This is a genomic window from Aeromonas sp. 2692-1 (assembly GCF_013085505.1).
GTDB classification, from domain to species: Bacteria; Pseudomonadota; Gammaproteobacteria; order Enterobacterales; family Aeromonadaceae; genus Aeromonas; species Aeromonas hydrophila.
This window is the reverse complement of the sequence record NZ_CP038513.1, coordinates 92,265-119,256: the sequence shown is the minus strand read 5'-3', so window position 1 is coordinate 119,256 and position 26,992 is coordinate 92,265. Positions and strand designations below refer to the sequence as shown.

Here is a 26,992-nt window from a genome sequence, read left to right as displayed (position 1 = left end):
CCAATAATCGGTGAGGAAACATCATGATTGCTGAGCATGTGGTAGACCTATCGCGGTTCCAATTCGCTGCGACGGCCCTTTATCACTTCCTGTTTGTGCCCCTGACGCTCGGAATGGCCTTCATTCTGGCGATCATGGAGTCTGTCTATGTGATGACCAACAACCCTGTCTACCGGGACATGACCAAGTTCTGGGGCAAGTTGTTTGGTATCAACTTTGCCCTTGGGGTCACCACAGGGCTGACCATGGAGTTTCAGTTCGGTACCAACTGGGCTTACTACTCCCACTACGTCGGCGATATCTTCGGGGCCCCGCTGGCCATCGAAGGCTTGATGGCCTTCTTCCTGGAATCCACCTTCGTCGGTATGTTCTTCTTCGGTTGGGATCGCCTCTCCAAGCGTCAGCACCTGGCTGCGACCTGGCTGATGGCACTCGGGACCAACCTCTCCGCCCTCTGGATCCTGGTGGCCAACGGCTGGATGCAGAACCCGGTCGGTGCCGAGTTCAACTTCGAATCCATGCGGATGGAGATGGTGAGCTTCGCCGAGCTGGTGTTCAACCCGGTGGCCCAGGTCAAGTTCGTGCATACCGTCGCGGCCGGCTACACCACGGGCGCCATGTTCGTGCTGGGTATCTCTTCCTACTACCTGCTGAAGAATCGTGATGTGGCCTTTGCCCGTCGCTCCTTCGCCATTGCAGCCGCTTTCGGTATGGCTTCCATCCTCTCCGTGCTGATCCTCGGTGACGAGTCCGGTTACGAGACCGGTGAAGTGCAGAAGGTGAAACTGGCGGCCATCGAGGCCGAGTGGAACACCGAGCCGGCACCTGCCTCCTTTACCCTGTTCGGCATTCCGAATCAGGAAGAGATGCGCACCGACTACGCCATCAAGATCCCCTATGCGCTCGGCATCATCGCCACCCGCTCCCTGGATGGTCAGGTCACCGGCCTCAAGGATCTGAAGAGCGAACATGAGCTGCGTGTGCGCAACGGCATGACCGCCTACGACCTGCTGACCAAGCTGCAATCCGGCGACAAGTCTGACGATACCCGTGCCCGCTTCGATGAAGTGAAGCAGGATCTGGGCTACGGTCTGCTGCTCAAGCGCTACACCAACAACGTCACCGATGCCACCGACGAACAGATCAAGGCTGCCGTGGATGACTCCATCCCGCAGGTTGCGCCGCTGTTCTTTGCCTTCCGCATCATGGTCGCCTGCGGCATGCTGATGCTGCTGCTGATCGGTCTGGCCTTCTATGACAGCACCCGCCACAAGATCGGCGAGCGCAAGTGGCTGCTCAAGGCGCTGCTGTATGGTATCCCCTTGCCCTGGATCGCCATCGAGTGTGGCTGGTTCGTCGCTGAGTATGGTCGTCAGCCCTGGACCATCGCCGAAGTGCTGCCGACCTCCGTCTCTGCATCCAATGTGCCGGCGTCCGAGATCTGGTTCTCCCTGATCGGGATCTGCCTGTTCTATACCGTACTGCTGATCATCGAGATGTACCTGATGTTCAAGTATGCGCGTCTGGGCCCAAGCAGCCTGAAGACGGGCAAGTACCACTTCGAACAGAGCAAGGCATAAGGAGAGTAACCCATGTTTGATTACGAAATGTTGCGTCTGGTCTGGTGGGTGCTGGTCGGTGTCTTGCTGATCGGTTTCGCCATCACCGACGGCTTCGATATGGGGGTGGGCGCACTGCTCCCCTTCGTCGGCAAGAAGGATGTCGAGCGTCGGGTGATGCTCAATACCATGGGCCCGCACTGGGAAGGCAACCAGGTATGGCTGGTGACTGCCGGTGGTGCCCTGTTTGCCGCTTGGCCCATGGTCTATGCCGCCGCCTTCTCCGGCTTCTACATCGCCATGATCCTGACGCTGATGGCTCTGTTCTTCCGCCCGGTCGGCTTCAAGTACCGCTCCCTGCGTGAAGACGCCAAGTGGCGCAGCAACTGGGACTGGGCACTGTTCGTCGGCAGTGCGGTACCGCCCATCGTGTTTGGCGTGGCATTCGGCAACCTGCTGCAGGGCGTACCGTTCGACTTCAACCAGTTCATGATGCTGACCTATCACGGCAACTTCTTCGGTCTGCTCAATCCGTTCGGCCTGCTGGCCGGCCTGGTGAGCCTGTTCATGCTGGTCACTCAGGGTGCGACCTGGCTGATGATGAAGACCGACGGTGAAGTGCTGGCCCGCTCCCGCACTGCTGCCATGATCTGCTCGCTGCTGACGCTGGTGCTGTTCGGTCTGGCCGGTTTCTGGGTCAGCGGCATGGAAGGCTATGTGGTGGTCAAGGCGGCCGCGACCGATGCCGTTTCCAATCCGATGAACAAGGAAGTGGTGCGTCAGGCCGGAGCCTGGATGAACAACTACAGCCTCTATCCCTGGATGGTTGCAGCACCTGTGCTGGGTCTGGCCATGAGCCTGCTGACCGCGCTGTTCGCCAAACTGAACAAGGGCTGGCTGGCGTTCACTACCTCCTCCCTGGCGGTTGCCGGCGTGATCCTGACTGCAGGCTTCTCCATGTTCCCGTTCGTGATGCCTTCCAGTCTTGAGCCGTCACTGAGCCTGACCATGTGGGATGCCACTGCCTCCTTCAACACCCTCAAGGTGATGACGGTAGCGGCAGCCATCTTTGTACCGATTGTGCTGGGTTATACCCTGTGGACCTACATCAAGATGTTCGGCCGGGTGACCAGCAAGCACATCGAAGACAACCAACAATCGCTCTACTAAGAAGGTGCCCTGATATGTGGTATTTCACCTGGATCCTGGGTCTGTTGCTGGCTTGCGCATTCGGCATCATCAATGCGCTCTGGCTGGAGCACACCGAGAACATGGATCGCCAGATCGATGAGAACAAGTGATCGACTCGCCCGGTTGGCCGCTCCCTTGGAGCGCCAACCCTGGCAGGGGTTGATGCTGTTGGCGGCGGCCCTGTTGGCCGTCGCCATTTTACAGGCTCCCAACCTGGTGGCCGCCAATACCAGTGAACACGAGCTCTGGCTCGCGCCCTGGCTGATGTGGGCGGTCTGTTGCGGCGTCATGCACGGGCTGGGATTTCATCCCCGCAGCCTCATCGGTCGTGTGCTGTTTTGCCCCTGGCTCGCCTGGCCCAGTTTGTTATATGGGCTCTGGTTGACCCAAGGCTATTTCCTTTCATAAAAAACGGGGGGAGGCAGGATTTCCCTGCTTCCCCCTGCTTCTTTCCTATTCAGCCCTGCGCTATGATAGCCCCCCATCTGACTGTCGAATGGATCACAGATTGTTATGGGGGAAGTCTCTGAGTTTCCGGTACGGGTCTACTACGAAGACACCGATGCCGGGGGCATCGTCTACAACGCCAATTATCTCAAGTTTATGGAACGTGCTCGCACCGAGTTCCTGCGCTGCGGCGGCATCGAACAGGATGTCATGCTGCGCGACGGGTTCGCGTTTGTGGTGAGTCGAACAGAGATCGATTTCCGCTCGGCGGCCCGATTTAATGAGCTTTTGACTGTATTAACGCAAGTGACTGAAGTGAAACGCGCCTCCATGCGTTTTTCACAACGGATACTGGCGGCTGATGGACGACTGATCACCCAGGCCATGGTACAGATAGCCTGTGTCAGTCATCCGCATATGAAACCTGTTGCAATACCTGAAAATGTGAAGGGAGTGCTGTTAAGTGCACGCTGAAATTTCGTTTATTGGCCTGTTTTGGCAAGCCAGTCTGCTGGTAAAACTGGTCATGATGACCCTGATGGGTATGTCGGTAGTTTCCTGGGCGCTGATCATCCAGCGTTCCAAGGCCATCAAGGCAGCCAATCTCGCATCGGAGCAATTTGAAGACAGATTCTGGTCCGGGGTCGATCTGAACCGTCTTTACCAGGAGTCCTCCTCCCGTCGCGACGACATCGAAGGCATGGAAGACATCTTCTACTCCGGCTTCAAGGAGTACGCCCGTCTGCTCAAGGCCGGTGCCCGTGGTCAGGATGCGGTGATGGACGGTACTTACCGTGCCATGCGGGTCTCCCTTTCCCGTGCCGTGGACGAACTGGAATCCAACCTGCCGGTGCTGGCAACCATCGGCTCCATCAGCCCCTACATCGGTCTGTTTGGTACCGTCTGGGGGATCATGAACGCCTTTATCGCCCTGGGTCAGGTGCAGCAGGCCACCCTGCAGATGGTGGCACCCGGTATCGCGGAAGCGCTGATCGCCACCGCCATGGGTCTATTTGCCGCCATCCCGGCCGTTATCTTCTACAATCGCTTCTCCAACAAGGTCGAGCGGCTGGAAAACGCCTACGCCAACTTCATGGACGAGTTCACCACCATTCTGAACCGTCAAATTGCTCAGCAGCAGGGTGATCAGTAATGCAAACCTATCAGCGGATCCGGCGTAAGAAGGTGGCCGAGATCAACGTGGTTCCCTATATCGACGTCATGCTGGTGCTGCTTATCATCTTCATGGCGGTGACGCCCGTGATCACGCAAGGGGTCAAGGTTGACCTGCCGCAGGCGGAATCCGAGCAGTTGCCGGAAGATGCCAAGCCGCCCTTCATCGTCAGCGTCAACACCGAAGGCGAGTACGTCATCAAGGCCGGCGAGGCCGATGACGAGCCGGTGCCTGCCGGTACTCCCGAGGCGATGCAGCAATACATCACCGAGAAGGCCATGGGCTATCTGGCCATCAACCAGAACGCCCCCGTGGTGGTCGCCGGCGACAAGTCGGTGCGCTACGAAGAGGTGATCCTGCTGATGGTGGCCCTCAAGAAAGCGGGTGTGCCTCAGGTCGGCCTGATGACGGATCCGGTGAACTGACGGAGATGGATGTGAAGCGTGGTATTTCCGGTTATCTCATCGCGTCGCTTCTGCTGCACCTGATCATCGGCATCATCCTGTTTGTCGGGCTCGACTTCAGCAAGCCGAAGCGACCCGAGTCGAAGGGGCAGATCGTCAATGCCGTCATGCTCGACGAGAATTTCCTCAACGAGCAGGCCAAGCAGATCCAGCAGCAGAAGTCTCAGCCCAAGCCGCAGAAGGTAGAGAAAGAGAAGGATAAGGAAGACACGGACATCGCCAAGCGCGAGCTGGCCCAGCAGCAGGAGCGGCTGCGTATCGCCGAGACCAAGCGCAAGGAGGCCGAAGAGGCCACCCGCAAGGCCGAGGCTGAAAAGCAGAAGAAGGTAGCCGAGCAGAAGCAGGCGGAAGAGAAGGCCCAGAAGGCCGAGGAAGCCCGCAAGCTGGAAGAGCAGAAAGCCAAGAAGGTGGAAGCCGAGCGCAAGGCCGCGGAAGAAGAGAGCAAGGCGCTGGCGCTGAAGAAGAAAAAGGAACAAGAGAAGAAAGAGGCCGAAGAGAAGCAGGCCAAGGCGGACGCAGCCAAGAAGGCGGAAGCCGAGAAGAAGGCCAAGCAGGAGGCTGAGAAGAAAGCCAAGGCCGAAGCGGACAAGAAAGCCAAGGCGGAGGCCGAGAAAAAGGCCAAGGCCGAAGCCGACAAGAAAGCCAAGGAGGCCAAGGAAGAGGCCGCCAAGAAGGCAAAAGCTGACGCAGAGAAGAAAGCCAAGGCGGAGGCCGACAAGCAGGCCAAGATCGCGGCAGAGCGCAAGCGCAAGGCGGCCGAGGAAGCCAAGCTGCAAAAAGAGATGGAAGACATGATGCAGCAGCAGCTGGCGGCTGAGGCCAATGCCCGCAGTCAGGCGGCATCGGCTGCAGCGCAGGGCGAGGTCGACAAATACGCGGCACTCATCAAGGCGACTGTTGAGCGATATATGATTTTGGATCCCACCATGCGGGGCAAAACATGTACTATCGGCGTACGTCTTGCGAGCACTGGCTTTGTCATTTCGGTAGATAACGGCCAGGGTGACCCGGCGGTATGTCGTTCCGGCAAGGCGGCCGTATTGAAGGCCAACCAACTGCCGGTGCCGAAGGATCCTGCGGCGTTCGAGATGTTGAAGGAGTTCAACCTCAAGTTGGAACCGAGCATCTAAGGCCTGGGTAAGGTAAATCGTGTAGCGTGGTTGGCAGCATCTTGCCGAGAAAGGAAGTTAATCTCTCATTTTTTTGGAACCGAGTATTTAAGCCATGATAAGAAAAGTGTTTTTTGCTTTGGTTGGCTGTTTGTTGCTGGGCCAGAGCGCCCAGGCGGCCTTGGACATCGTCATCACCGGCGGTATCGACAGTGCCCGACCCATTGCGGTCGCCCCCTTCAAGTGGGAAGGCAATGGCCAGCTGCCGCAGGACATCGCGGAAGTGGTCTCCAACGACCTGATGCGCAGCGGCAAGTTCAAGCCGCTGGCTCGTGGCCAGATGCCGCAGACGCCGAGCACCAGCGGCGAAATCAACTTCGCACCCTGGGCTTCGCAAGGGGTCGAGGCTGTGGTGGTCGGTTCCATTGCGGCTGTCGGTGACGGTACCTACAAGATCAACTTCGAGCTGGTCGACGTGCTGAAGGGCCAACTGGCCAAGGCGCAAGGTGGCGAGAGCAACGGCTACATCCTGGACAGCCGCATGGCGACCATCCCGGGTGCCCAGATGCGTCAGTTCGCTCACCGCATCTCCGACATCGTCTATGAGCGTCTGACCGGCGAGCGTGGGGCCTTCCTGACCCGTCTGGCTTATGTCTCCGTCCAGCAGGGCACCCAGTTCCCGTATCAGCTGCGCATCGCCGACTACGACGGTTACAACGAGAAGACCCTGCTGCGCTCCCGCGAGCCGCTGATGTCCCCGGCCTGGTCGCCGGATGGCAGCAAGCTGGCCTACGTGAGTTTCGAGAACCAGAAGTCCGAGATCTACGTGCAGGATATCTACACCCAGCAACGCAGCCTGATCACCAGTTTCCGCGGGATCAACGGCGCGCCTGAGTGGTCTCCGGATGGTCGTCGTCTGGCTATCGTTCTCTCCAAGGATGGTTCACCGAACCTCTATGTAGTTGATGTCGCTAGCAAGCAGCTGACCCGCGTCACAACCAGCCGGGTGATCGACACCGAACCCTCCTGGATGCCGGACGGGCAAAATTTGTTGTTCACCTCTGAACGTGGTGGCAAACCCCAGATTTATAGCGTAAATTTGGCGACTGGTATGACTCGCCGGATGACTTGGGAAGGTGAATCCAACCAGGGCGCATCCATCACTCCTGATGGCAAAATCATGGTGATGGTGACTCGTGTTCAGGGGCAGTACCGTATTGCCCGCCAGGACATGGAAAACAATGCCCTGCTGGTCCTTACCCAGAGTGCGCTGGATGAGTCGCCAAGTGTGGCTCCCAATGGCAGCATGATCATTTATGCCACCATCTATCAGGGTCGTAAGAGTCTCGCGTTGGTGTCGACTGATGGTCGCTTCAAGGCTGTGCTTCCGACCAGTAGCGGTGAAATTCGTGCACCAGCTTGGTCGCCCTTCTTGAATTGATAAAAATCCAATTGTTTTTTGTTTTGTTATAAAGGTTTAAGGAAATAGCATGCAACTCAATAAACTGCTCAAGGGTTTGGCCATCGCACTGCCACTGTTCACCCTGGCCGCTTGTAGCTCTTCTTCTGATTCTGACGCTGCTGGCGCTGAGTCAGGTATGACCGACGGCATGGGCGGTGTACAAACCGGCGGCGCCAACGGCATGTTGTCCCCGGAAGAGCAGATGCGTCAGAAGTTCGAAGCGCTGCAACGTGACAACGTGATCTACTTCCCGTTCGACGGTTACGATATCCAGGGTCAGTACGCTGATCTGCTGGATGCCCACGCCAGCTACCTGCGCGAGCGCCCGAGCGTGAAAGTCCTGATCGAAGGTCACGCCGACGAGCGCGGTACTCCGGAGTACAACATCGCCCTGGGCGAGCGTCGTGCCAAGGCCGTTGCCAAGTATCTGCAAACCCTGGGTGTGCAGGCCGAGCAGCTCTCCATCGTCAGCTATGGCGAAGAGAAGCCGCTGGACATGTCCCACACCGAGGATGCCTTTGCCAAAAACCGCCGTGCGGTTCTGGTTTACTAAGGTTTAAACCGAACAAAGTTCGTTTATATGCAAGCGGCCATTTCGATGGCCGTTTTATTTGCACTAAACGCCAAGGTTTGATCCGAATGAAATCTGTATAAGCGAGCGACGATGGCGCTGGCCGTTTTATTTGCCCTAAACGCTAAGGTTTGATCCGAATGAAATCTGTGTACAAGCAAGCTGTTGTTGCGCTGGCCGTATTGGTTGCTCTGAATGCGCAGGCGGCGGCTCCCGTCAGCGATCTGAGCGGTGACTCGGGTGGCGGTGTTGTCCTTAGCGGCAACAACGGCGCCATCGTGCCCACTGGCAGCCTGGAAGACAGGGTTGCCTTGCTGGAGCGCACCCTCAATGCCCGTCTGAGGCTGCAAGCCGAATTGCAGCAGCAGGTCGACTCCCTGCAGGGTGAGGTCTCCGAGCTGCGTGGTCAGCTGGAACAGCAGACCTACCAGATGGAACAGTCGCAAGAGCGTCAGCGTCAGCTCTATCAGGAGCTCGACAAGGTGGCCAACAGCCAGCCTGCCGCTACGCCAGCAGCCCCGGCAGCTGCCGCTGCGAGCGCGACACCGGCTGCTGCGGCCAACTACTCGACCAACCTGAATGAGAACCAGGCCTACGATGCGGCCGTGAACATGGTGCTCAAGGAGAAGAACTACGACAAGGCCATCCCCGCCTTCGAAGGGTTTATCAAACAGTATCCAAGCTCGAGCTATGTCCCCAATGCCCATTACTGGCTGGGTCAGCTGTTGTTCAACAAGGGTGATCGGACCGGCGCTGCTGCCCAGTTCACCACGGTGGCAACCAAGTTCAGCAAGTCGCCCAAGCGAGCCGATGCGCTGTTGAAGCTGGGCATGCTGGCACAGCTTGACGGCAAGAAGGCGGAAGCGAAGAACTTCTATGAGCAGGTGATCAAGGGTTACCCGAACACCTCGCCGGCCCAACTGGCCAAGCAGAGTTTGAGCAAGCTGTAACATTGCTGCATGTCACTGTTTTCGTAACAGTCTTGTAAATACAGCCCCGCTTTGTATGCGCAATGAACAAACAGATTGAATTTAAGATTTTTCTATTGCGCCAGGATGATAAATCCGTAATATAGGCCGCCGTCAGAGCCGGTGCAGTATTGCAGTCGGTCCTGGTCGTGGTGAGGGTCGTTAGCTCAGTCGGTAGAGCAGTTGACTTTTAATCAATTGGTCGCTGGTTCGAATCCAGCACGACCCACCATTCTCTCCACCAGGTGGAGACAGCATTCCCAGGTCGCTTAGCTCAGCTGGGAGAGCACCTCCCTTACAAGGAGGGGGTCACTGGTTCGATCCCAGTAGCGACCACCAGTTTTAAACTGTTTGCCAAGGCAAGCAGTGTGCCAGGCAAGTCGGTGTGGGTCGTTAGCTCAGTCGGTAGAGCAGTTGACTCTTAATCAATTGGTCGTAGGTTCGATCCCTACACGACCCACCAATCTGGCCACAAGAATTCCCAGGTCGTTTAGCTCAGCTGGGAGAGCACCTCCCTTACAAGGAGGGGTCACTGGTTCGAGCCCAGTAACGACCACCAAGTTTGTAAAAAAATGATTTAGATGGGTCGTTAGCTCAGTCGGTAGAGCAGTTGACTTTTAATCAATTGGTCGCTGGTTCGAATCCAGCACGACCCACCATCATTTCAGAATCCCAGGTCGTTTAGCTCAGCTGGGAGAGCACCTCCCTTACAAGGAGGGGGTCACTGGTTCGATCCCAGTAACGACCACCAAGTTTGTAAAAAATGATTTAGATGGGTCGTTAGCTCAGTCGGTAGAGCAGTTGACTTTTAATCAATTGGTCGCTGGTTCGAATCCAGCACGACCCACCATCATTTCAAGAATCCCAGGTCGTTTAGCTCAGCTGGGAGAGCACCTCCCTTACAAGGAGGGGGTCACTGGTTCGATCCCAGTAACGACCACCAAGTTTGTAAAAAATGATTTAGATGGGTCGTTAGCTCAGTCGGTAGAGCAGTTGACTTTTAATCAATTGGTCGCTGGTTCGAATCCAGCACGACCCACCATCATTTCAAGAATCCCAGGTCGTTTAGCTCAGCTGGGAGAGCACCTCCCTTACAAGGAGGGGGTCACTGGTTCGATCCCAGTAACGACCACCAAGTTTGTAAAAAATGATTTAGATGGGTCGTTAGCTCAGTCGGTAGAGCAGTTGACTTTTAATCAATTGGTCGCTGGTTCGAATCCAGCACGACCCACCATCATTTCAGAATCCCAGGTCGTTTAGCTCAGCTGGGAGAGCACCTCCCTTACAAGGAGGGGGTCACTGGTTCGATCCCAGTAACGACCACCAAGTTTGTAAAAATGATTTAGATGGGTCGTTAGCTCAGTCGGTAGAGCAGTTGACTTTTAATCAATTGGTCGCTGGTTCGAATCCAGCACGACCCACCATCATTTCAAGAATCCCAGGTCGTTTAGCTCAGCTGGGAGAGCACCTCCCTTACAAGGAGGGGGTCACTGGTTCGATCCCAGTAACGACCACCAGATTGAAAAAGCCCGCAGCAATGCGGGCTTTTTTTATGGCCGTTCGGCGTCAGGTTCTCAGTCGCTCGAGCTGGGTGGCCAGTGCCGTGGCAGCCTGCTCCAGCTGCTCGCTCAGATGATGGCTGGCGTTGGCCTCCTGCCCCAGGGTTGTGGCGGCGTCGCCGATCCGCATCAGATTCTGGTTGATGGTGTCGCTGACGGCGCTCTGCTGCTCGGCCGCCGTGGCCACCTGGCTGATGTGATCGTGGATCTGCTGGATCTGGGTGACCACCTGATTGAGGGCCTCAAAGGCCTGCTCCGTCCCTTCCACCGTGCTGGCCGAGCGAGTGATGCCGGTACTCATCAACTGCTGGCTGCTGTTGACCTCGGTCTGCAGGCTGCCGATGAGCTGACCTATCTCGTCGGTGGACTCCCGGGTCTTGTTGGCCAGCGCCCGTACTTCATCCGCCACCACGGCAAAGCCGCGCCCCATGTCGCCCGCCCGCGCCGCCTCGATGGCCGCATTGAGCGCCAGCAGGTTGGTCTGCTCGGCAATGGCTCTGATCACGTCGAGAATGCGGCTGATGTTGGTGCTGCGCTGGGCCACCTGGGCGACGGCCTTGTCGGCGAGGTGCATGTCTTCAACCAGGGTGTGGATCTCGGTGCGGGCCCGGCTCAGGGTCTGCTGGGCCGTGCTGATGTGATGGGTGGCCGTTTCCGACTCCTGGGCTGCCTGCTCGGCATAGCCCGCCACGCTGACCGCCGTGGTGCTCATCTGATGCATGGCACTGACCACGCTCTCCAGCTCCAGACTCTGCTCGTCCAGACTGCTGCGCATGGTGTCGGCCGTCTGCTTCATGCCCTGGGCCTGCTGGTGCACCTGCTGGCCGATCTGCTTGCTGCCCTGCACCATGCCGCGCAACTTGCCGAGGAAGGCGTTGAGGTGGCCGCCCAGCTCGATCAGCTCCTGGTGGGTGTCTATCCTCATCTGCTGGGTCAGGTCACCCTCGTTGCTGGAGAGATGGGATACATGGCGACTGATGAGGGAGAGGGGGGCCGTGATGGTCTGGATGAACCAGATGAGCAGCGCCAGCGCCAGCAGGGTAATGACGACAATGGCAATCAGCTGTTGCTGCTGGGTGGCCTGCAGCAAGTCGCCAAGCTGGTTGCTGATGGTGTTGGCCTGGCTGAGTGCCAGCGCCTTGGGCACCTTGAGCATCAGCCACCACTGGGTGTCGGCGGCGTCGATCCTGACCGGTTGTTGCAGTATGAAATCGGTCTCGGTGTCCTGCTCCTGACCGGTGGGGGCGGTGAGGCCGGCTTCCGTCAGCGGCCGCCCCAGCTTGTCGGCGTGACGGTTGCTGCCGACGATGAGGCCCATCTTGCTGATCAGGGTGACCTCGGCCTGGTTGTCATACAGGCTCTTGCCGAGGTTCTCGGCCAGTTGCTGGAAGATGGGCAGGTTCATGTCGACGCCGGTGATGCCGACAAACTTGCCGGCTTTCAGAACGGGCACCGTCAGGCTGGTCATCAGCATCTTGTTGCCGGGGCTTATCTCGTAGAGGTAGGGCTCCATCAGACAGGGGCGCAGGGTGTCGCGGCCACACAGGTACCATTCGCTGTTGCGGATGCCGAACTCGTTGACCGAGGTGTCGTATTTGGCGGCACTGGTGGCGGCATCCACCGGCTGCTGGCTGATCTGGCCACCCTGGTCGCGGGTGAAATAAATCTCCAGGCTGCCCTTGCCGACGACGGAGTGGGAGGCGCCGGCTTGCCAGCTGGCATCCTGGCCGTCGTACCCGTCGGGTTCAAACTGGGCATAGATGGAACTGATGCCGCCCGCTTGCTGCAGTCGGCTGTGAAGCAGCGTCTCGACCTGGGGGCGGCTCAGCAGCCTGTCCGGCTGTGCCATGCTGCCCTCCAGCTGGGCCGCCATGCCCAGCGGCACCTGATAGGACTGCTGCAACAAGTCGGCGATCTGCACCGCATAGCGTTCGGCCTGGAACTGCAGGGTACGGGAGACTTCCTGCTCCAGCGCCTTGCGGGTCTGGCTGACGATGTTGCTGCGCAGGGTGTTCAGCGAGGAGGACTGCATCAGGGTCATGGCGAGGCCGCTGGCGAGAAACAGCCCCATGGTGAGCAACAGCAGCTTGGTTTTGAGGGAACGTTGTTTCATTCGACAACTCCTTTGGCAAGAATGACAACGAATTACTTGAGTATATTCGGACACTTGCGCAGCACCGGATTTGTTGATGGGTTTGTGCGCGGCTTCTGGTTATAATTTTTGCCTTTCCAAGCGTTGATGGAACAGTCGCAATGAGCAATGCACTGAACAATGTCCCGCCGGTAGTCGAGATGGACTATCCGTTTCCGGCCAAGCCCCTTCCCCTGAGCGCCGAGCAGAAGACGACCCTGATCGCAGACATCAAGGCACTGCTCAAGGAGCGCAAGGCGGTGCTGGTCGCCCACTACTACACGGATCCCGAGATCCAGGCGCTGGCGGAGGAGACCGGTGGTTTCGTCGGCGACTCCCTCGAGATGGCCCGCTTTGGCCGTGATCACGCCGCACAGACCCTGATCGTCGCCGGGGTGCGCTTCATGGGAGAGACCTCCAAGATCCTGAGCCCCCACAAGCGAGTCCTGATGCCGACGCTGGAGGCCGAGTGCTCGCTTGATCTGGGCTGCCCCATCGAGCAGTTCTCCGCCTTCTGTAACGCCCATCCCGACCATATCGTGGTGGTCTACGCCAACACCTCGGCGGCGGTCAAGGCACGGGCGGACTGGGTGGTCACCTCCAGCATCGCACTGGAGATCGTCGAACATCTGGACAGCCAGGGTCACAAGATCATCTGGGGCCCGGACCGTCACCTCGGTGCCTACATCGAAAAGAAGACTGGCGCCGAGATGTTGCGCTGGCAGGGCCACTGCATCGTCCACGACGAGTTCAAGGCCCGCGCCCTGCGTGAGCTGAAGGAGCAGAATCCGGATGCCGCCGTGCTGGTCCACCCGGAGTCCCCAGCCTCGGTGATCGAGCTGGCCGATGCGGTGGGCTCTACCAGCCAGCTGATCAAGGCGGCCAAGGAGCTGCCCCAGCAGAAGCTGATCGTGGCGACCGATCGCGGCATCTTCTACAAGATGCAGCAGGCCTGCCCGGAGAAAGATATGGTGGAGGCGCCGACCGGTGGCGATGGCGCGACCTGCCGCAGTTGTGCCCACTGCCCCTGGATGGCGATGAACGGCCTGGTGGCCATCAAGGAGGCCCTCACCGATGGCGCCGAGCGTCACGAGATCCTGGTGGACGAGGATCTGCGGGTGAAGGCCCTGATCCCGCTCGACCGCATGCTCAACTTCGCCGCCGAGCTCAGGCTCAAGACCCAGGGCAATGCCTGATCACCAAGACAAAGAGATGCAAAGAGGGCTCCCGCGGGAGCCCTCTTTATTTATCTGAACCTCATCCAGCTCAGATGATCACGGTGGAGAAGCTGTGCTCCTCATCCGGTGCAACGGTCACGCCTGCCTCGCTGGCGATGGCGGCTTCGACGCAGAGCATGGTGCGATAACCATCATCGCTCATGTCGGCCATGGCTGTAGCTCCTTCGATCCAGGGGGTCCAGACCACCACGCTGTCGTGGTTGCCGCTGACCACCCGGGTCTCGCGTTCGCCATCCTGGATGCTGACGTGGGCCGCAGGCTGCCAATAGACCCGATCCAGCGGTCCGTTCAGGGTCAGAGGGCCCTGCTGCTGGCCATTCTGGCCGGTCAGTTTGTCGGCATAGGGCTCGCCAAGGCCGCTGACGCTCACTGACTCCGGTGAACTTATCTGCAGGTAGGTGTGCAGGGCGCCGCTGTAGACGAGCGGCGCTTTGCCGGTGTTGCGGGTGGTCAGTACCAGGGCCAGCTCCTTGCCGACCAGCACGTCCAGCTCCAGCTCGAAGGCATGAGGCCAGAGCTGGCGGGTTGCCTCGTTGTCACGCAGAGAGAGGTGGACGAGTGTACCGTCACCGAGATCGGAGACACCGTCCAGCGTCCACAGGCTGGTGCGGGCAAAGCCGTGGGAGGGCTTGCCGCTGCCGACGCGGGCAGGAGCCGGGCCGAACCAGGGCCAGCAGAGGGGAATGCCGCCTCGGATGGGTTTGCTGCCATCCAGTACCGCCTTGTCGCTGAGCCAGATGGAGGCGGGTTCATCGTGACGCTGGTAGCTGAGCACGTGGGCGCCAAACAGACTGATTTCTGCCTTGGCGTAGCCGTTGTCGACGGTCAGCAGGGGTTGGCCAGCCGGGTGGTGGCTGAGGGTACAGTGGGCAGTCAGAGAGCGTGTCGGTTGCATGAGGACTCCTGTGCTCGCGCACATTCAGAAGAGAGGGTTGGAAAAATCCCGGTCCAGAATACAAAAAGGCGGCCCATGGCCGCCTTTTTCAAGCTACTTGATTGCGTATCCCAAATTACTTGGAGATGTGAGCGATCAGGTCCAGAACTTTGCTGGAGTAGCCCATTTCGTTGTCGTACCAGGATACAACTTTAACGAATTTGTCGTTCAGCTGGATACCAGCTTTGGCGTCGAATACGGAGGTCTGACGCTCACCCAGGAAGTCGGTAGAAACCACTTCGTCTTCGGTGTAGCCCAGAACGCCCTTCATGGCGCCTTCGGAAGCAGCTTTCATCGCTTCGCAGATTTCTGCGTAGGTGGCAGCTTTCTTCAGGTTGACGGTCAGGTCAACAACAGACACGTCCGGAGTCGGAACGCGGAAAGCCATACCGGTCAGCAGGCCTTTCAGTTCCGGGATAACCACGCCAACAGCCTTGGCAGCACCGGTAGAGGACGGGATGATGTTCTGAGCCGCACCGCGGCCACCGCGCCAGTCTTTGGCAGACGGACCATCAACGGTCTTCTGGGTAGCAGTGGTAGCGTGAACGGTGGTCATCAGGCCGGACTCGATACCGAAGGTATCGTTCAGAACCTTGGCGATCGGAGCCAGGCAGTTGGTGGTGCAGGAAGCGTTGGAAACGATGTCCTGGCCAGCATAGGTAGCGTCGTTAACGCCCATTACGAACATCGGGGTAGCGTCTTTGGACGGACCGGTCAGAACGACTTTCTTGGCGCCGGCAGCGATGTGCTTGCGAGCAGTCTCGTCGGTCAGGAACAGACCGGTAGCTTCGGCAACAACGTCAACACCGATTTCGCCCCATTTCAGGTTGGCCGGGTCACGCTCAGCGGTAACACGTACGGTTTTGCCGTTGACAACCAGGTTGCCGTCTTTGACTTCAACGGTGCCCTTGAAGCGGCCGTGAGTGGAGTCGTACTTCAGCATGTAGGCCATGTAGTCAACGTCGATCAGATCGTTGATACCAACCACTTCGATGTCAGAACGCTCAGCGGCCAGACGGAAGACGAAACGGCCGATGCGGCCAAAACCGTTAATACCTACTTTGATAGTCATAATTGGTTACCTAACTGTTCAGTAGTCAAAGAAAATTCCGTTTGTAAATTTACTAGAACTCCCCCGTGAGTCAACCAACAATCTGTCTGAAATTGCGCTATATCATGAAAAACTGTGAAATTTATTTTCTGTTTATGTAACTGACTACCAGCTTTTGTCGAAATAACTATCTATCTCCTGGCGGTGCGGTTATCAACAATAGTGCCTGCTCGGTCACACAACCAGCCAGGCAGATGTGTAAAAATGTGCGCGGTTTAGCATGGCCCATAGAGCCACTGTTCAAGTACCACCCATAAAAATTAATCAAAATAGTATAGATAGAATCCACAGCGGGAATTCTCAAACTATGACCACCCTGATTGAACAGCTGGCTGCCGCCAAAGGTATCGCCAGCGAGTATGTTGATGCCTGGGGCCACCCGGCTCAGGTATCCGAAGATAGCAAGGCCGCCATGCTGGGCGCCATGGGTTACCGCGTCGATGACGAGGCCGCCCTGACCGAGCAGCTTGAGCAGGAGCACCGCCAGCACTGGCTGCGTGCGCTGGATCCCGTGATGGTGGTCCGCAGCGGCGAACCCATTACCCTCGAAGTCCGTCTGCCCATCGAATTCGTCAACGACGCCCTCAGCTGGCAGCTCAAGCTGGAGCAGGGCGGCCTGTTGTCCGGTCAGCTCACCCCCATCGACGGCGAGCTGGTCGGCGTGGCCGAATTCGAAGAGATGGAATGCCAGGCCTATCGCGTGGCTCTGGCTGTGCAGCCCGAGCTGGGTTATCACGATCTGATCCTGCTGGAGGAGGGCAATGACGAGCCGCTCGCCAGCATGCGCCTCATCGTCGCGCCCAAGGCGTGCTACAAGCAGCCTCCCATCGCCAATGGCCGCAAGGTGTGGGGCCCGAGTGTGCAGCTCTACTGCCTGCGCAGCCGCCACAACTGGGGCATCGGCGATTTCAGCGATCTGGGTCAACTGGTCGAGAAGATGGCCGCCTGGGGCGCTCACTTCGTCGGTCTCAACCCGATTCATGCCCTCTATCCGGCCAACCCGGAGAGCGCCAGCCCCTACAGCCCCTCGTCCCGGCGCTGGCTCAACGTGGCCTACATCGATGTGGAAGCCGTGCCCGAATTTCTGGCCAATGCCCGGCTCAAGGCCGAGGTGGCGAACCCCGCTTTCCAGCAGCACCTGAGCGAGCTGCGTGCCAAGGGCAACGTGGATTACACCGGCGTCGTCGAGACCAAACTCGGCATGCTGCGTCAGGTGTTTGACCAGGCCAGCCTGAGCGCCGAGCGCCAGGCCGCCTTCGATGCATTCGTTGCCGCCGGCGGCGACAGCCTGCAGCAACAGGCCGCCTTCGATGCCCTGCAGGCCCACTTCTACGCCAAAGGCGAGAATGCCTGGGGCTGGCCGGTGTGGCCGGAGCCGTTCCGTGACTACCACAATCCCGAAGTGGCGGCCTGGATGGCCGAGCACCGCCAGGATGTGAATTTCTACCTCTATCTGCAGTTCCTGGCCGACGAGCAGCTGGCCCGGGCCGACGCCCGTGCCAAGGCGGCAGGCATGGTGATGGGGATCTACCGCGATCTGGCGGTGGGCGTCTCCGAAGGTTCCACCGAGATCTGGGCCAACCGGGATCTCTACTGCCCGAAAGCCTCGGTCGGTGCGCCGCCCGATATTCTGGGCCCGCTCGGCCAGAACTGGGGCCTGCCCCCCATGAACCCGAACCAGCTGTTCGAGGCGGCCTACCAGCCGATGGTGGACTTGTTCCGCGCCAACATGCGCTCCTGCGGCGCGCTGCGCATCGACCACGTGATGGCCTTGCTGCGCCTGTGGTGGGTGCCGCCCGGAGAGTCGGCCGCCAAAGGCGCCTACATCTATTACCCGGTCAACGACCTGCTCGGCATCCTGGCCCTCGAGTCCCACCGCAACCAGTGTCTGCTGATCGGCGAGGATCTGGGTACCGTGCCGGAGGGGATCGACGTGACCCTGAAAGAGAACGGCGTCCACTCCTACAAGGTGTTCTTCTTCGAGCGCTCCAAGGCCGATGGCGGCTTCATCTCTCCGGCTCACTACGCCGAGCAGGCGATGTCAGCGCTGACCACCCATGACATGCCGACCCTCAAGGGCTTCTGGCATTGTGACGATCTGGCGCTGGGGCGCGAGCTGGGCTTGTATCCGGATGAAGACGTACTCAAGACCCTGTATGCTGATCGCCACCAGGCCAAGCAGCGGATCCTCGACAGCCTGCACGGCCACGGGGTGATCTCCGGCAACATCAGCCACGACGTGAACTGGGTCGGCATGAACACCGAGCTCAACCACGGTCTGCAACTGCACATGTCTCGCGGCAGCTGCGCCCTGTTCAGCACCCAGCTGGAGGATTGGCTGGAGATGGACAAGCCGGTCAACGTGCCGGGCACCAGTTACGAGTACCCGAACTGGCGCCGCAAGCTGTCTACCGATCTGGAGGATATTTTTGCCAATGAGGCGCTCAAGGCGCTGGCAGGCAAGATGAGCCAGGCCCGTGACGAGGCCAGTCGTTGAGCCACTGCCGACAAAACGTGACTCACTTACATCCGCTTCGGCCCAGGCCGGAGCGGATGCTCAGCTATGAAAGGAAATCTCGATGCTCGTTGAACGTTTGGTTGCAGCCCGCTGTTCCGATCCCTTCTCCCACTTAGGCCTGCAGGCCAATCCGGATGGGCCCGGCCTCAAGCTGACCGTCTGGTTACCCGATGCCCAGGCCGTACGGGTCAGGGATCTCAAGTCGGGCAAGATTGTTGCCACCCTGGCGCCCACCGATGATTCGGGCCTCTTTGAAACTGTTTTCACCCGCCGTAAAAATCCCTTCCCCTACCAGTTGCTTGCCGACTACCCAGATGTCACCGTCGAGGTCATCGATCCCTACCAGTTCCAGGATGCGGGTTGGGCCGGGTTGGCGGAACTCACCTACCAGCCGGAAAACCTCTACCACACGCTCGGTGCTCAGCTGCGCACCGTGGCGCATCTGGACCAGCAAGTGGAGGGGGTGCGCTTTGCGGTCTATGCGCCGAGCGCCACCGCGGTGAGCCTCATCGGCGATTTCAACTTCTGGGATGGCCGTCGCCACCCGATGCAGCGCAGCCAGTGCGGTCACTGGGTGCTGTTCGTGCCGGGCCTCAAGGCCGGGGATCGCTACAAGTTCGAACTCAAAGACCCGGCGGGCAACCGGCTGCCGCACAAGAGCGACCCGGTAGGCTTCTACTGCGAGCAGTACCCCTCGTTCGCCTCCGTGGTCTATGACCACGACCAGTACCAGTGGCAGGATGCCGCCTGGCGCGAGAGCCAGCTCAACGACAAACGCGAGCAGCCGCTCTCCATCTACGAGCTGCACGTCGGCTCCTGGAAACGCCATCCCAACGGCGACAGCCTGAGCTGGCGCGAACTGGCGGTGGAACTGGTGGATTACGTCAAGCGGATGGAGTACACCCACATCGAGCTGCTGCCGGTCTCCGAGCACCCATTCAGCGGCTCCTGGGGCTACCAGCCGGTGGGCATGTTCTCGCCCACCAGCCGCTACGGCACGGCTGATGATTTCAAATACTTCGTCGATCAGTGCCACCAGGCCGGCATTGGCGTCATCCTCGACTGGGTGCCTGCCCATTTCCCGTCCGATGCCCACGGGCTGGCCCGCTTCGACGGCACCCCGCTCTACGAGTACGAGGATCCGCGCCGCGGCTGGCACCCGGACTGGAACTCCTACATCTATGACTTCGGCCGCAATACGGTGCGCCAGTTCCTGGTGGCCAGCGTCTTGTTCTGGCTCGACAAGTTTCACGTCGACGGTCTGCGGGTGGATGCGGTCGCCTCCATGCTCTATCTGGACTATTCGCGCAACGCCGGCGAGTGGGTGCCCAACGTCGATGGCGGCAACCACAACTACGAGGCGATCAGCCTGCTCAAGTGGACCAACGAGGAGGTGTACGGCAAGTACCCCCACGCCATGACCATCGCCGAGGAGTCCACCGCCTTCGCCGGGGTCTCCCGTCCCACCTTCCTGGGTGGCCTGGGCTTTGGCTTCAAGTGGAATATGGGCTGGATGCACGACACCCTCACCTACATGCAGAAAGAGCCCATTCACCGTCGCTACCACCACAACGACATGACCTTCTCCATGGTGTACCACTATGACGAGAACTTCATTCTGTCGCTCTCCCACGACGAGGTGGTGCACGGCAAGCACTCCATGCTCTACAAGATGCCGGGGGACGAGTGGCAGCAGGCGGCCAACCTGCGCGCCTACATGGGCTTCATGTATGCCCATCCCGGCAAGAAGCTCAACTTCATGGGCACCGAGATCGCCCAGAGCAACGAGTGGAATCACGATGCCCAGCTGCCCTGGCACCTGCTGCAGTATCCCAAGCACGGCGGCCAGCAGCGGCTGATCCACGATCTCAACCACCTCTACCGTCATGAAGCTGCCTTGTATCAGGCGGATTATGAGCAGAATGGCTTCCGCTGGCTGGATCACAACGACGCCGACAACAGCATCTTTGCCTGGCTGCGGGCCGACAAGCAGGGGGCCAACCCGCTGGTGGTGGCCTGCAACTTCACGCCGGTGCCGCGGCTTGCCTATCGGCTCGGGGTGCCGGCGGCCGGTCACTACCGGGTGGTGCTCAACACCGACAGCGAGCATTACTGGGGCAGCAACTATGATGTGGGTCTGGTCTTTGTCGCCGAGTCGACCCCCTGGCAGGGGATGGCGCACAGCATAGTGCTGGATCTGCCGCCGCTCGCGACCTTGTTCATCAAACAGGAGTCTTGATGTTCGCAATGGAAAAGGGGCAGGACCATCCGCTGGGGGCCCTGCTCGACGAGACAGGTTGTCACTTCTGCGTCTGGGCGCCGCAATCGGACAAGGTGGAGCTCTGCCTGTTTGACGAGCAGGAGCGGGAGCTGGCCCGCCTCGAGCTGCCCGGCCGGCGCGGCCAGTACCGCTTCGGCCATGTGCGCGGGGTCAAGGCCGGTCAGCGCTACGGCTACCGGGTGCACGGCACGTTGCAGGAGGGGATGCTGTTCGACCCTGACAAGCTGCTGATCGATCCCTACGCCAAGGCGCTCAGTCGCCCGACCCACTGGGATGATGCCCTCTATCAGGGGGACAGTGCGGCCATGGTGGCCAAATCCGTGGTGGTGGACGATGCCTTCGACTGGCAGGGAGTGGGCAAGCCCGCCATCGAGCCGGCCCGCACCGTTATCTATGAAACCCACGTCAAGGGCTTTACCCGCCAGCATCAGGGGGTGCCGAGCGAGCTGCGCGGCACCTATCTGGGCATCTGCCACCCGCTCATCATCGAACACTTGAAGTCCCTCGGCATCACCTCGGTGCAGTTGATGCCGGTGGCGGCCTTCATGTCCGAGCCCAGGCTCGAGCAGCTGGGGCTGACCAACTACTGGGGCTACAACCCCATCGCCTTCTTCGCCCCCGAACCGCGCTATGCGGCGCAGGAGGCGGTGACCGAGTTCAAGACCATGGTGCGCGAGCTGCACAGGGCCGGGCTCGAGGTGATCCTGGATGTGGTCTACAACCACACCGCGGAGTCGGGCTTCGACGGCCCCATGCTCTCCTTCAAGGGCTTTGACAACGCCGGTTACTACGCCTTCGAGGCGGGCGCCCACGGCCCCGATTACACTCGCCACGCCAACGTCACCGGCTGCGGCAACAGCGTCAATCTGGATCACCCCAACAGCCTGCGGCTGGTGCTCGACGCCCTGCGCTACTGGGTCACCGAGATGCAGGTGGACGGCTTTCGCTTCGATCTGGCGGTCACCCTGGCACGGGAGGCGGGCGAGTTCGACCCCATGGGGGCCTTCTTCAAGGCCATGATGGCGGATCCCGTGCTGGCACGGGTCAAGCTCATCGCCGAGCCCTGGGATATCGGCCCGTTCGGCTACCGGCTCGGCCAGTTCCCGAGCCAGTGGCTGGAGATCAACGACCGCTACCGCGACACGGTGCGCGCCTTCTGGCGCGGCGATGCGGGCAAGATGGGGGACTTTGCCACCCGGCTGGTCGGCTCACGGGATCTGTTCCCGAAGAACTGGCGCTCCCCCCATACCAGCGTCAACTACCTCTGCTATCACGACGGTTTCACCCTGGAGGATCTGGTCTCCTACAACCAGCGTCACAACCAGGCCAACGGCGAGGACAACCGGGATGGCCACGGCAACAACCTCTCCAACAACCATGGGGTGGAGGGGCCGACGCTCGATCCCAGAGTGAACAACCTGCGCCAGCAGCAGAAGCGCAACCTGATCGCCACCCTGCTGCTGTCGCAAGGCACCCCGCACTTCCTCGCCGGCGACGAGATGGGCCGCAGCCAGCTCGGCAACAACAACGCCTACTGCCAGGACAACCAGATCAGCTGGGTCAACTGGCAGTGGCGGCCGGAGGATGAGCGGCTGCTCGCCTTCACCCAGCAGATGCTGGCGCTGCGGGCGGAGTCCACCGTCTTCTCCAACCTGCAGCTGAGCGACGACAGCTGGAACGGCGCCCCCAGCAGCTGCCACCAGGTCAACTGGTATCACCCGGACGGCCATCAGCTCACCGATCAGGACTGGCACGCCCCCATGGGGCAGGCATTTGCCATGGACATCGGCATGATCGGCTGCGGCGGGGAGCGCTGGTACGTGCTGTTCAACGCCAGCGACTACGACATCCAGTTCCGTCTGCCGCCGCCGGGGGAGGGGCTGGAGTGGATCCAGACCATCGACACCGCCACCAACGACGGGCTGCCGTTCCTGCCCGACGACATCAAGCGGCAGGTGGCGGTGGGCCGGGCCCACTCCCTCAAACTGCTGGAGCGGGTCGCCCTGAGTGCGGTGGCGCTGGCCGAGGAGGGGGTGGTCGCCACCCCGGATGTTGCCGTCGTGTTGCCAAGCGGATCACAGTTCCCGCTGGCGGGGTAGAGCGCGGCGCCCTGACTGGGTATGCTGGGCACCGATATTCACGGCAAGGAGTCAGTATGAGCGGCAACACCCCCAACCCCGAGCAGTGGCGCCGGCAGTTGAGCGCCGAGCAGTATCACGTCTGCTGGGAGAAGGGCACGGAGCGTCCCTACAGCGGCGCCCTGCTCCACAACCGCAAGAGCGGCGACTACCTGTGCGTCTGCTGCAAGCAGGTGCTGTTCCACTCGGATGCCAAGTTTGACTCGGGCTGCGGCTGGCCCTCGTTCGATCGGGCCATCGAGGGGACCGTGACCTACACCGAGGATGGCAGCCACGGCATGAAGCGGGTGGAGATCACCTGCAGCCAGTGCGGCTCCCACCTCGGCCACGTCTTCCCGGACGGACCGACCGAAACCGGTCAGCGCTACTGCGTCAACAGCCTGAGTCTGGATTTCGATCCCGAGCCCTGAGTCTGCGCCCGGCATGCATGCAAAAACGGCCCCCTGCCTTGGCAGGGGGCCGTTTCTTTGTGGCCGCAGCCTGGGCCTATCAGGCCAGCAGCAGGGTGGCGACCACCAGCAGGGTGGCCAGCGCCAGAATGGGCAGCTTGAGTCCCCGCAGCAGGTAGAAGCCGACGGCGGCCAGTGCCTGGTCGGTGGGGGCCAGCACGGCGCTCTGCCAGACCGGCTGATAGAGCGCCGCCAGCAGCAGACCCACCACGGCGGCGTTGATGCCGGCCACGGCGCCGGCGAGGCGAGGGCGGGCCAGCCAGCTCTGCCAGCAGGGGCCCATGGCCCACAGCAGCAGAAAGCCGGGCAAGAACAGCGCCAGGGTCGCCAGCAGGGCGCCGCCCACCGGGGTGGCCGGCAGCAACTGGGCACCGAGATAGGTCGCCAGGGTAAACATGGGGCCGGGCACCAGCTGGGCCAGGCTGTAGCCGGTCAGAAACTGCTGCTGGTTGAGGCTGTGGCCCACGCTCTCCGCCAGCAGGGGCAGCACCACGTGGCCGCCGCCAAACACCAGGCTGCCGGCCCGATAGAAGTCGGCGACCAGCTGGCCGACGGGGCCTCCCAGCAGTGGCAGGCCGACAAACAGCAGGGCAAACAGCAGCAGGGTGGGCCAGTGGGGTTGGTGCACAGGGATGGACTGAGCGGGTGAGGGCTGTGGGCCTGGTGTTTGCGGCTCCCCGACGCGGGCACAGAGCAGGGCGGCGCCCGCCAGCATGACGAGCTGGGTGAGCAAGCCAGGTTGCCACCAGAGGGCAGCCGCGGTGGCGACCATGATCCCCTGATTGCGCGTGGTCTTGCAGAACTGGCGGCTCATGGTGAGTACCGCATCGGCGACCACCACCAGCGCCAGCAGCTTGAGGCCGTGCAGGGTGGCATCGAGCCAGACGTTGTTGCCGAGCTGGCCCAGACCGATCGCGGCGGCCAGCAACAGCAGGAAGGAGGGGAGGGTGAAACCGGCAAAGGCGGCCAGTGCCCCACCAAGCCCGGCCCGCTGGCGGCCGATGGCAAAGCCGAGCTGGCTGGAGGCGGGGCCCGGCAGCAGCTGGCAGAGGGCCAGCAACTGGGCGAATTCGGCCTGGGTCAGCCAGCCCAGCCGCTCGACGAAGGTGCGCTGGAAGTAGCCGATATGGGCGGCGGGTCCGCCGAAGCTGACACAGCCCAACCATAAAAACTGAATAAACACCTGCCCCACGTCCTCACTCCCTCGTTGTCATCATCGACCCCGATGATATGACAAAGCGGTGACTTTTTTATGACAAATCAGGGGCTGCTGGCAGGTAGTCGGGCCTTGTCAGCCGCAGGTCAATCCATCGGCTGGCAGATAGCAATGGCCAGCAAGCCAGCAGGCGATGGCTTATGGTGCCGGCTGGCTCGAGGTTGGTAGGTAGCAACGATTCGCCAGCCAGCAGGTGATGGTCTATGAGGTGGGCTGGTGTGGCGTCGGCAGATAGCAACGACCGGCGAGCCAGCAGGCTATCGATTGGCGGCTGGCATCGAAGTGGGGCTCCGGCAGATTGCGCGGATCGCACCAGACCCAGCCTTCGCACTTCTCCGGCTCCAGCAGCTGGGGCTCTCCCTCTACCTCGGCCAGCAGGGTGACCGAGACATAGTGCAGGCCGCTCTCACGCCAGGTCTCCAGGTTGTTGGTGACGGCGATGACGCTGGGGTTGCTGATCTGAAAGCCGGTCTCTTCGGCCACCTCCCGGATCGCTGCCGATTCGAACGTCTCTCCCAGCTCCAGATGGCCGCCGGCGATGGACCAGTAGGGGGCGTGGCTGCCCTTGCGTTTGCCAAGCAGCACCTGGCCCTGGCGGTTGGTGAGGATTACGCCGACACCGACGCGGGGATAGGGAGTAGACATAAGAAGAGCTCCTTGCTGAGGGGGTAATGGGTTGGTCAGGATCACTCTGTCATCGACCGCCGACGTGGGGATAGGGAGTAGACATATGAGCTCCTTGCAAAGACGAGACAGACCATAAAAAACGGGCCCACCTTAGGGCGGATGGGCCCGTCATGCAAGCAGTCTGCGGCGTCAGGCGCCAGTGCTGCGGATCACGCCAGCTTGACCAGCATCTTGCCGGTGTTGCGCCCTTCGAACAGCCCGATGAAGGCCTGCGGCATGCTGGCGAGCCCCTGATAGACGGTCTCTTCGGCCTGCAGGGTGCCGGCGTCGAAGGCCGGGGTCACCTCGGCCAGAAACTCCCCGTAGTGCTGCCAGTGATCGAACACGATCAGCCCCTGCATGGTGAGGCGCTTGCGGATCACCTGGGAGAGGTTGCGCGGGCCGCTCGCCTCGCTCTGGCCGTTGTACTGCTCGATGAGGCCGCACATCACGATGCGACCGTGCACCACCATGTGGTTGAGGGCGGCGTCCAGCATGGCGCCCCCCACGTTCTCGAAGTAGACGTGGATCCCGTCCGGTGCCAGCCGGGCCAGCTCGGCATCGAGATCCGGGGTCTCACGGTAGTTGATCACCTCGTCGGCCCCCAGGCTCTTGAGGTAGGCCACCTTGTCGGGCGACCCGGTGGAGCCAATGACGCGGGCCCCCGCCCGTTTGGCAAGCTGCACCACCATGGAGCCGACGGCGCCGGAGGCGGCCGACACCAGCACGGTTTCCCCGGCCTGCAGTTTGGCGATGCGGTTGAGCCCGGTCCAGGCGGTCATGCCCGGCATGCCGAGGGCGCCGAGAAAGAGCTGGGGCGGCAAGCGAGTGTCGGGCAGGCGGGTCAGCTGGGCGCCATTGGCGACGAAGCGATCGCGCCAGCCCAGCATGCTGCTCACCCGGTCGCCCACCGCGAAGTCCGGGTGACGGGAGGCTTCCACCACGCCGATGGCGCCGCCATCGAGGGGGCCGTTGAGGGGGAAGGGGGGCACATAGCTCTTGGCTTCGCTCATGCGACCGCGCATGTAGGGATCCACCGACAGCCACTGGTTGGCGACCCGCACCTCTCCTTCTTGCAGCTCGGGCAGAGCCACCTCGGTCAGGGTGAAATCGGCCAGGCTGGGCAGGCCGACCGGGCGACGCAGCAGCTGGATCTGATGGCTGGACTGATTCATGGTTTTTTCTCCAGGGTGAGGGGGGTTGGCAACCTGCGAGTCGCCAGCATGGCTATTTCCAAGGGGTTGAGGCTGAACGGGTTCACGCCGTCTCATCCAGCGGGGCGCCGTTGAGCAGCAGCCGGGTGACCACATTGCCCCGCATGGCGTTGGAGAAGGGGCAGGTCTGGTGGGCCAGCCGCACTATCTGCTCGGCCTGCGCCGCCTGTTCAGGTTGGGTCGCGGCGAGCGCGACGTCCAGCGTGATGGCGAAGTTGAAGCGGCCACCGTCCAGCGCCAGCAACTCGACTCCGGCGGTGACGGGAGCACTGGAGAGGGGCGCTCCCAGTTTGTGGGCCACGTGGATTAGCGCATTGGAGAAGCAGGCGGCATAACCGGCGGCCAGCAGCTGCTCCGGGTTGTTGCCCTTGCCGTTGCCACCGAGGGCGGTCGGCAGGGCCAGTGCCAGCTGCAGGCTGTTGTCCAGGGTGTGAACCTCACCGTTGCGGCCGGCCTGGGCGATGGCTTGAGTGCGATAGAGCGTCTTCATGTCAGGGTCTCTGATTTTATTTGTGTGCAAAGTAAATCCAGACTAATCCCGAAAATACGGGCTGACAACTATTTTGTGTGCAAATTATTCGACCCCCGATTT

General features: G+C 60.7%; 23 protein-coding genes and 14 tRNA genes. 30 read left to right on the top strand and 7 right to left on the bottom strand.

The features are described 5' to 3' along the window. Positions 1-23 precede the first annotated feature (23 nt). The 25 genes from cydA to E5E97_RS00530 all read left to right on the top strand — a co-directional run bounded on the left by cydA (position 24) and on the right by E5E97_RS00530 (position 10,462). Complete coding sequence (cydA, locus tag E5E97_RS00650) at positions 24-1,580, top strand: cytochrome ubiquinol oxidase subunit I (protein WP_011707370.1); 1,557 nt, start codon at positions 24-26, stop codon at positions 1,578-1,580. Positions 1,581-1,592: 12 nt separating this feature from the next. Further along, positions 1,593-2,729, top strand: a complete 1,137-nt coding sequence (gene cydB / locus E5E97_RS00645; protein ID WP_011707369.1) for a cytochrome d ubiquinol oxidase subunit II — start codon at positions 1,593-1,595, stop codon at positions 2,727-2,729. 14 nt (positions 2,730-2,743) lie between these two features. Next, a complete protein-coding gene (cydX, locus tag E5E97_RS00640; RefSeq protein ID WP_005304933.1) occupies positions 2,744-2,860 on the top strand; it encodes a cytochrome bd-I oxidase subunit CydX in 117 nt (38 codons plus the stop codon). Continuing rightward, positions 2,847-3,158, top strand: a complete 312-nt coding sequence (locus E5E97_RS00635) for a cyd operon YbgE family protein (protein ID WP_238427585.1) — start codon at positions 2,847-2,849, stop codon at positions 3,156-3,158. The genes cydX and E5E97_RS00635 overlap by 14 nt, the downstream gene beginning before the upstream one ends. Positions 3,159-3,263: 105 nt before the next feature. Next, positions 3,264-3,671 (top strand): tol-pal system-associated acyl-CoA thioesterase, encoded by a 408-nt coding sequence (ybgC, locus tag E5E97_RS00630; RefSeq protein ID WP_011707367.1) that lies wholly within the window; start codon positions 3,264-3,266, stop codon positions 3,669-3,671. Then, positions 3,661-4,350 (top strand): protein TolQ, encoded by a 690-nt coding sequence (tolQ, locus tag E5E97_RS00625; RefSeq protein WP_011707366.1) that lies wholly within the window; start codon positions 3,661-3,663, stop codon positions 4,348-4,350. The genes ybgC and tolQ overlap by 11 nt, the downstream gene beginning before the upstream one ends. Beyond that, positions 4,350-4,796, top strand: coding sequence for a protein TolR (gene tolR / locus E5E97_RS00620; RefSeq protein WP_011707365.1), 447 nt, complete (start codon positions 4,350-4,352; stop codon positions 4,794-4,796). Before tolQ ends, tolR begins: the two co-directional genes overlap by 1 nt. 5 nt (positions 4,797-4,801) lie before the next feature. Further along, positions 4,802-5,965, top strand: coding sequence for a cell envelope integrity protein TolA (tolA, locus tag E5E97_RS00615; protein WP_011707364.1), 1,164 nt, complete (start codon positions 4,802-4,804; stop codon positions 5,963-5,965). A gap of 94 nt (positions 5,966-6,059) precedes the next feature. Continuing rightward, positions 6,060-7,385 carry a Tol-Pal system beta propeller repeat protein TolB gene (gene tolB / locus E5E97_RS00610; RefSeq protein WP_011707363.1) on the top strand — a complete coding sequence of 442 codons (1,326 nt, stop codon included), beginning with the start codon at positions 6,060-6,062 and terminating at the stop codon, positions 7,383-7,385. Between the two features lie 49 nt (positions 7,386-7,434). Next, positions 7,435-7,959, top strand: coding sequence for a peptidoglycan-associated lipoprotein Pal (gene pal / locus E5E97_RS00605; RefSeq protein ID WP_005304908.1), 525 nt, complete (start codon positions 7,435-7,437; stop codon positions 7,957-7,959). A gap of 158 nt (positions 7,960-8,117) precedes the next feature. Beyond that, on the top strand, positions 8,118-8,927 hold the full coding sequence (gene ybgF / locus E5E97_RS00600) for a tol-pal system protein YbgF (protein WP_024945827.1): 810 nt from the start codon (positions 8,118-8,120) through the stop codon (positions 8,925-8,927). Positions 8,928-9,101: 174 nt separating this feature from the next. Next, positions 9,102-9,177, top strand: a tRNA-Lys gene (locus E5E97_RS00595). A gap of 31 nt (positions 9,178-9,208) precedes the next feature. Next, positions 9,209-9,284: transfer RNA gene (locus E5E97_RS00590), tRNA-Val, on the top strand. Between the two features lie 48 nt (positions 9,285-9,332). Beyond that, a tRNA-Lys gene (locus E5E97_RS00585) sits at positions 9,333-9,408 on the top strand. 21 nt (positions 9,409-9,429) lie between these two features. Then, positions 9,430-9,504 (top strand) — tRNA-Val (locus tag E5E97_RS00580). A 24-nt stretch (positions 9,505-9,528) separates the two neighbouring features. After that, positions 9,529-9,604: transfer RNA gene (locus E5E97_RS00575), tRNA-Lys, on the top strand. Positions 9,605-9,620: 16 nt separating this feature from the next. Then, positions 9,621-9,696 (top strand) — tRNA-Val (locus E5E97_RS00570). Positions 9,697-9,719: 23 nt separating this feature from the next. Continuing rightward, positions 9,720-9,795 (top strand) — tRNA-Lys (locus E5E97_RS00565). Between the two features lie 17 nt (positions 9,796-9,812). Further along, positions 9,813-9,888 (top strand) — tRNA-Val (locus E5E97_RS00560). Between the two features lie 23 nt (positions 9,889-9,911). Beyond that, positions 9,912-9,987 (top strand) — tRNA-Lys (locus E5E97_RS00555). 17 nt (positions 9,988-10,004) lie between these two features. Next, positions 10,005-10,080 (top strand) — tRNA-Val (locus E5E97_RS00550). A 23-nt stretch (positions 10,081-10,103) separates the two neighbouring features. Further along, positions 10,104-10,179, top strand: a tRNA-Lys gene (locus E5E97_RS00545). Between the two features lie 16 nt (positions 10,180-10,195). Further along, positions 10,196-10,271: transfer RNA gene (locus tag E5E97_RS00540), tRNA-Val, on the top strand. Positions 10,272-10,293: 22 nt separating this feature from the next. Beyond that, positions 10,294-10,369 (top strand) — tRNA-Lys (locus E5E97_RS00535). A gap of 17 nt (positions 10,370-10,386) precedes the next feature. Next, positions 10,387-10,462: transfer RNA gene (locus E5E97_RS00530), tRNA-Val, on the top strand. A 49-nt stretch (positions 10,463-10,511) separates the two neighbouring features. Here E5E97_RS00530 and E5E97_RS00525 read toward each other — a convergent pair. Continuing rightward, positions 10,512-12,617 (bottom strand): methyl-accepting chemotaxis protein, encoded by a 2,106-nt coding sequence (locus E5E97_RS00525; protein ID WP_139750004.1) that lies wholly within the window; start codon positions 12,615-12,617, stop codon positions 10,512-10,514. 140 nt (positions 12,618-12,757) lie between these two features. Between E5E97_RS00525 and nadA the strand changes: the two genes are divergently transcribed. Continuing rightward, a complete protein-coding gene (nadA, locus tag E5E97_RS00520; RefSeq protein WP_171279704.1) occupies positions 12,758-13,831 on the top strand; it encodes a quinolinate synthase NadA in 1,074 nt (357 codons plus the stop codon). A gap of 70 nt (positions 13,832-13,901) precedes the next feature. Here the strand turns inward: nadA and E5E97_RS00515 are convergent, their stop codons facing one another. Continuing rightward, complete coding sequence (locus E5E97_RS00515; RefSeq protein ID WP_171279703.1) at positions 13,902-14,768, bottom strand: D-hexose-6-phosphate mutarotase; 867 nt, start codon at positions 14,766-14,768, stop codon at positions 13,902-13,904. Positions 14,769-14,883: 115 nt separating this feature from the next. Continuing rightward, on the bottom strand, positions 14,884-15,879 hold the full coding sequence (gene gap / locus E5E97_RS00510) for a type I glyceraldehyde-3-phosphate dehydrogenase (RefSeq protein WP_011707358.1): 996 nt from the start codon (positions 15,877-15,879) through the stop codon (positions 14,884-14,886). A gap of 346 nt (positions 15,880-16,225) precedes the next feature. Between gap and malQ the strand changes: the two genes are divergently transcribed. The 4 genes from malQ (at position 16,226) to msrB (ending at position 23,265) form a co-directional block, all read left to right on the top strand. Next, the gene (gene malQ / locus E5E97_RS00505; RefSeq protein ID WP_171279702.1) at positions 16,226-18,415 is read left to right on the top strand and encodes a 4-alpha-glucanotransferase; all 2,190 of its coding nucleotides are present in this window, start codon (positions 16,226-16,228) and stop codon (positions 18,413-18,415) included. Positions 18,416-18,497: 82 nt separating this feature from the next. Further along, on the top strand, positions 18,498-20,675 hold the full coding sequence (gene glgB / locus E5E97_RS00500) for a 1,4-alpha-glucan branching protein GlgB (RefSeq protein ID WP_171279701.1): 2,178 nt from the start codon (positions 18,498-18,500) through the stop codon (positions 20,673-20,675). Continuing rightward, complete coding sequence (glgX, locus tag E5E97_RS00495) at positions 20,675-22,816, top strand: glycogen debranching protein GlgX (protein ID WP_171279700.1); 2,142 nt, start codon at positions 20,675-20,677, stop codon at positions 22,814-22,816. The genes glgB and glgX overlap by 1 nt, the downstream gene beginning before the upstream one ends. Positions 22,817-22,872: 56 nt before the next feature. Continuing rightward, the gene (gene msrB, locus E5E97_RS00490; protein WP_017411114.1) at positions 22,873-23,265 is read left to right on the top strand and encodes a peptide-methionine (R)-S-oxide reductase MsrB; all 393 of its coding nucleotides are present in this window, start codon (positions 22,873-22,875) and stop codon (positions 23,263-23,265) included. A 79-nt stretch (positions 23,266-23,344) separates the two neighbouring features. Here the strand turns inward: msrB and chrA are convergent, their stop codons facing one another. From chrA to E5E97_RS00470, 4 genes are all read right to left on the bottom strand, one after another. Then, positions 23,345-24,496 carry a chromate efflux transporter gene (chrA, locus tag E5E97_RS00485; protein ID WP_171279699.1) on the bottom strand — a complete coding sequence of 384 codons (1,152 nt, stop codon included), beginning with the start codon at positions 24,494-24,496 and terminating at the stop codon, positions 23,345-23,347. 225 nt (positions 24,497-24,721) lie between these two features. Continuing rightward, positions 24,722-25,165 (bottom strand): NUDIX hydrolase, encoded by a 444-nt coding sequence (locus tag E5E97_RS00480; protein WP_171279698.1) that lies wholly within the window; start codon positions 25,163-25,165, stop codon positions 24,722-24,724. Positions 25,166-25,356: 191 nt separating this feature from the next. Further along, positions 25,357-26,361: an NADP-dependent oxidoreductase gene (locus E5E97_RS00475; protein ID WP_171279697.1), complete on the bottom strand. Its 1,005-nt coding sequence runs from the start codon at positions 26,359-26,361 to the stop codon at positions 25,357-25,359. An 82-nt stretch (positions 26,362-26,443) separates the two neighbouring features. After that, complete coding sequence (locus E5E97_RS00470) at positions 26,444-26,890, bottom strand: organic hydroperoxide resistance protein (RefSeq protein ID WP_171279696.1); 447 nt, start codon at positions 26,888-26,890, stop codon at positions 26,444-26,446. Positions 26,891-26,992: the final 102 nt, after the last annotated feature.

Coding starts and splice junctions, on each gene's coding strand:
- cydA (WP_011707370.1), top strand. CDS start 24: ATGATTGCTGAGCATGTGGTAGACCTATCGCGGTTCCAATTCGCTGCG.
- cydB (WP_011707369.1), top strand. CDS start 1,593: ATGTTTGATTACGAAATGTTGCGTCTGGTCTGGTGGGTGCTGGTCGGT.
- cydX (WP_005304933.1), top strand. CDS start 2,744: ATGTGGTATTTCACCTGGATCCTGGGTCTGTTGCTGGCTTGCGCATTC.
- E5E97_RS00635 (WP_238427585.1), top strand. CDS start 2,847: ATGAGAACAAGTGATCGACTCGCCCGGTTGGCCGCTCCCTTGGAGCGC.
- ybgC (WP_011707367.1), top strand. CDS start 3,264: ATGGGGGAAGTCTCTGAGTTTCCGGTACGGGTCTACTACGAAGACACC.
- tolR (WP_011707365.1), top strand. CDS start 4,350: ATGCAAACCTATCAGCGGATCCGGCGTAAGAAGGTGGCCGAGATCAAC.
- tolA (WP_011707364.1), top strand. CDS start 4,802: ATGGATGTGAAGCGTGGTATTTCCGGTTATCTCATCGCGTCGCTTCTG.
- tolB (WP_011707363.1), top strand. CDS start 6,060: ATGATAAGAAAAGTGTTTTTTGCTTTGGTTGGCTGTTTGTTGCTGGGC.
- pal (WP_005304908.1), top strand. CDS start 7,435: ATGCAACTCAATAAACTGCTCAAGGGTTTGGCCATCGCACTGCCACTG.
- ybgF (WP_024945827.1), top strand. CDS start 8,118: ATGAAATCTGTGTACAAGCAAGCTGTTGTTGCGCTGGCCGTATTGGTT.
- E5E97_RS00525 (WP_139750004.1), bottom strand. CDS start 12,617: ATGAAACAACGTTCCCTCAAAACCAAGCTGCTGTTGCTCACCATGGGG.
- nadA (WP_171279704.1), top strand. CDS start 12,758: ATGAGCAATGCACTGAACAATGTCCCGCCGGTAGTCGAGATGGACTAT.
- E5E97_RS00515 (WP_171279703.1), bottom strand. CDS start 14,768: ATGCAACCGACACGCTCTCTGACTGCCCACTGTACCCTCAGCCACCAC.
- gap (WP_011707358.1), bottom strand. CDS start 15,879: ATGACTATCAAAGTAGGTATTAACGGTTTTGGCCGCATCGGCCGTTTC.
- malQ (WP_171279702.1), top strand. CDS start 16,226: ATGACCACCCTGATTGAACAGCTGGCTGCCGCCAAAGGTATCGCCAGC.
- glgB (WP_171279701.1), top strand. CDS start 18,498: ATGCTCGTTGAACGTTTGGTTGCAGCCCGCTGTTCCGATCCCTTCTCC.
- glgX (WP_171279700.1), top strand. CDS start 20,675: ATGTTCGCAATGGAAAAGGGGCAGGACCATCCGCTGGGGGCCCTGCTC.
- msrB (WP_017411114.1), top strand. CDS start 22,873: ATGAGCGGCAACACCCCCAACCCCGAGCAGTGGCGCCGGCAGTTGAGC.
- E5E97_RS00480 (WP_171279698.1), bottom strand. CDS start 25,165: ATGTCTACTCCCTATCCCCGCGTCGGTGTCGGCGTAATCCTCACCAAC.
- E5E97_RS00475 (WP_171279697.1), bottom strand. CDS start 26,361: ATGAATCAGTCCAGCCATCAGATCCAGCTGCTGCGTCGCCCGGTCGGC.
- E5E97_RS00470 (WP_171279696.1), bottom strand. CDS start 26,890: ATGAAGACGCTCTATCGCACTCAAGCCATCGCCCAGGCCGGCCGCAAC.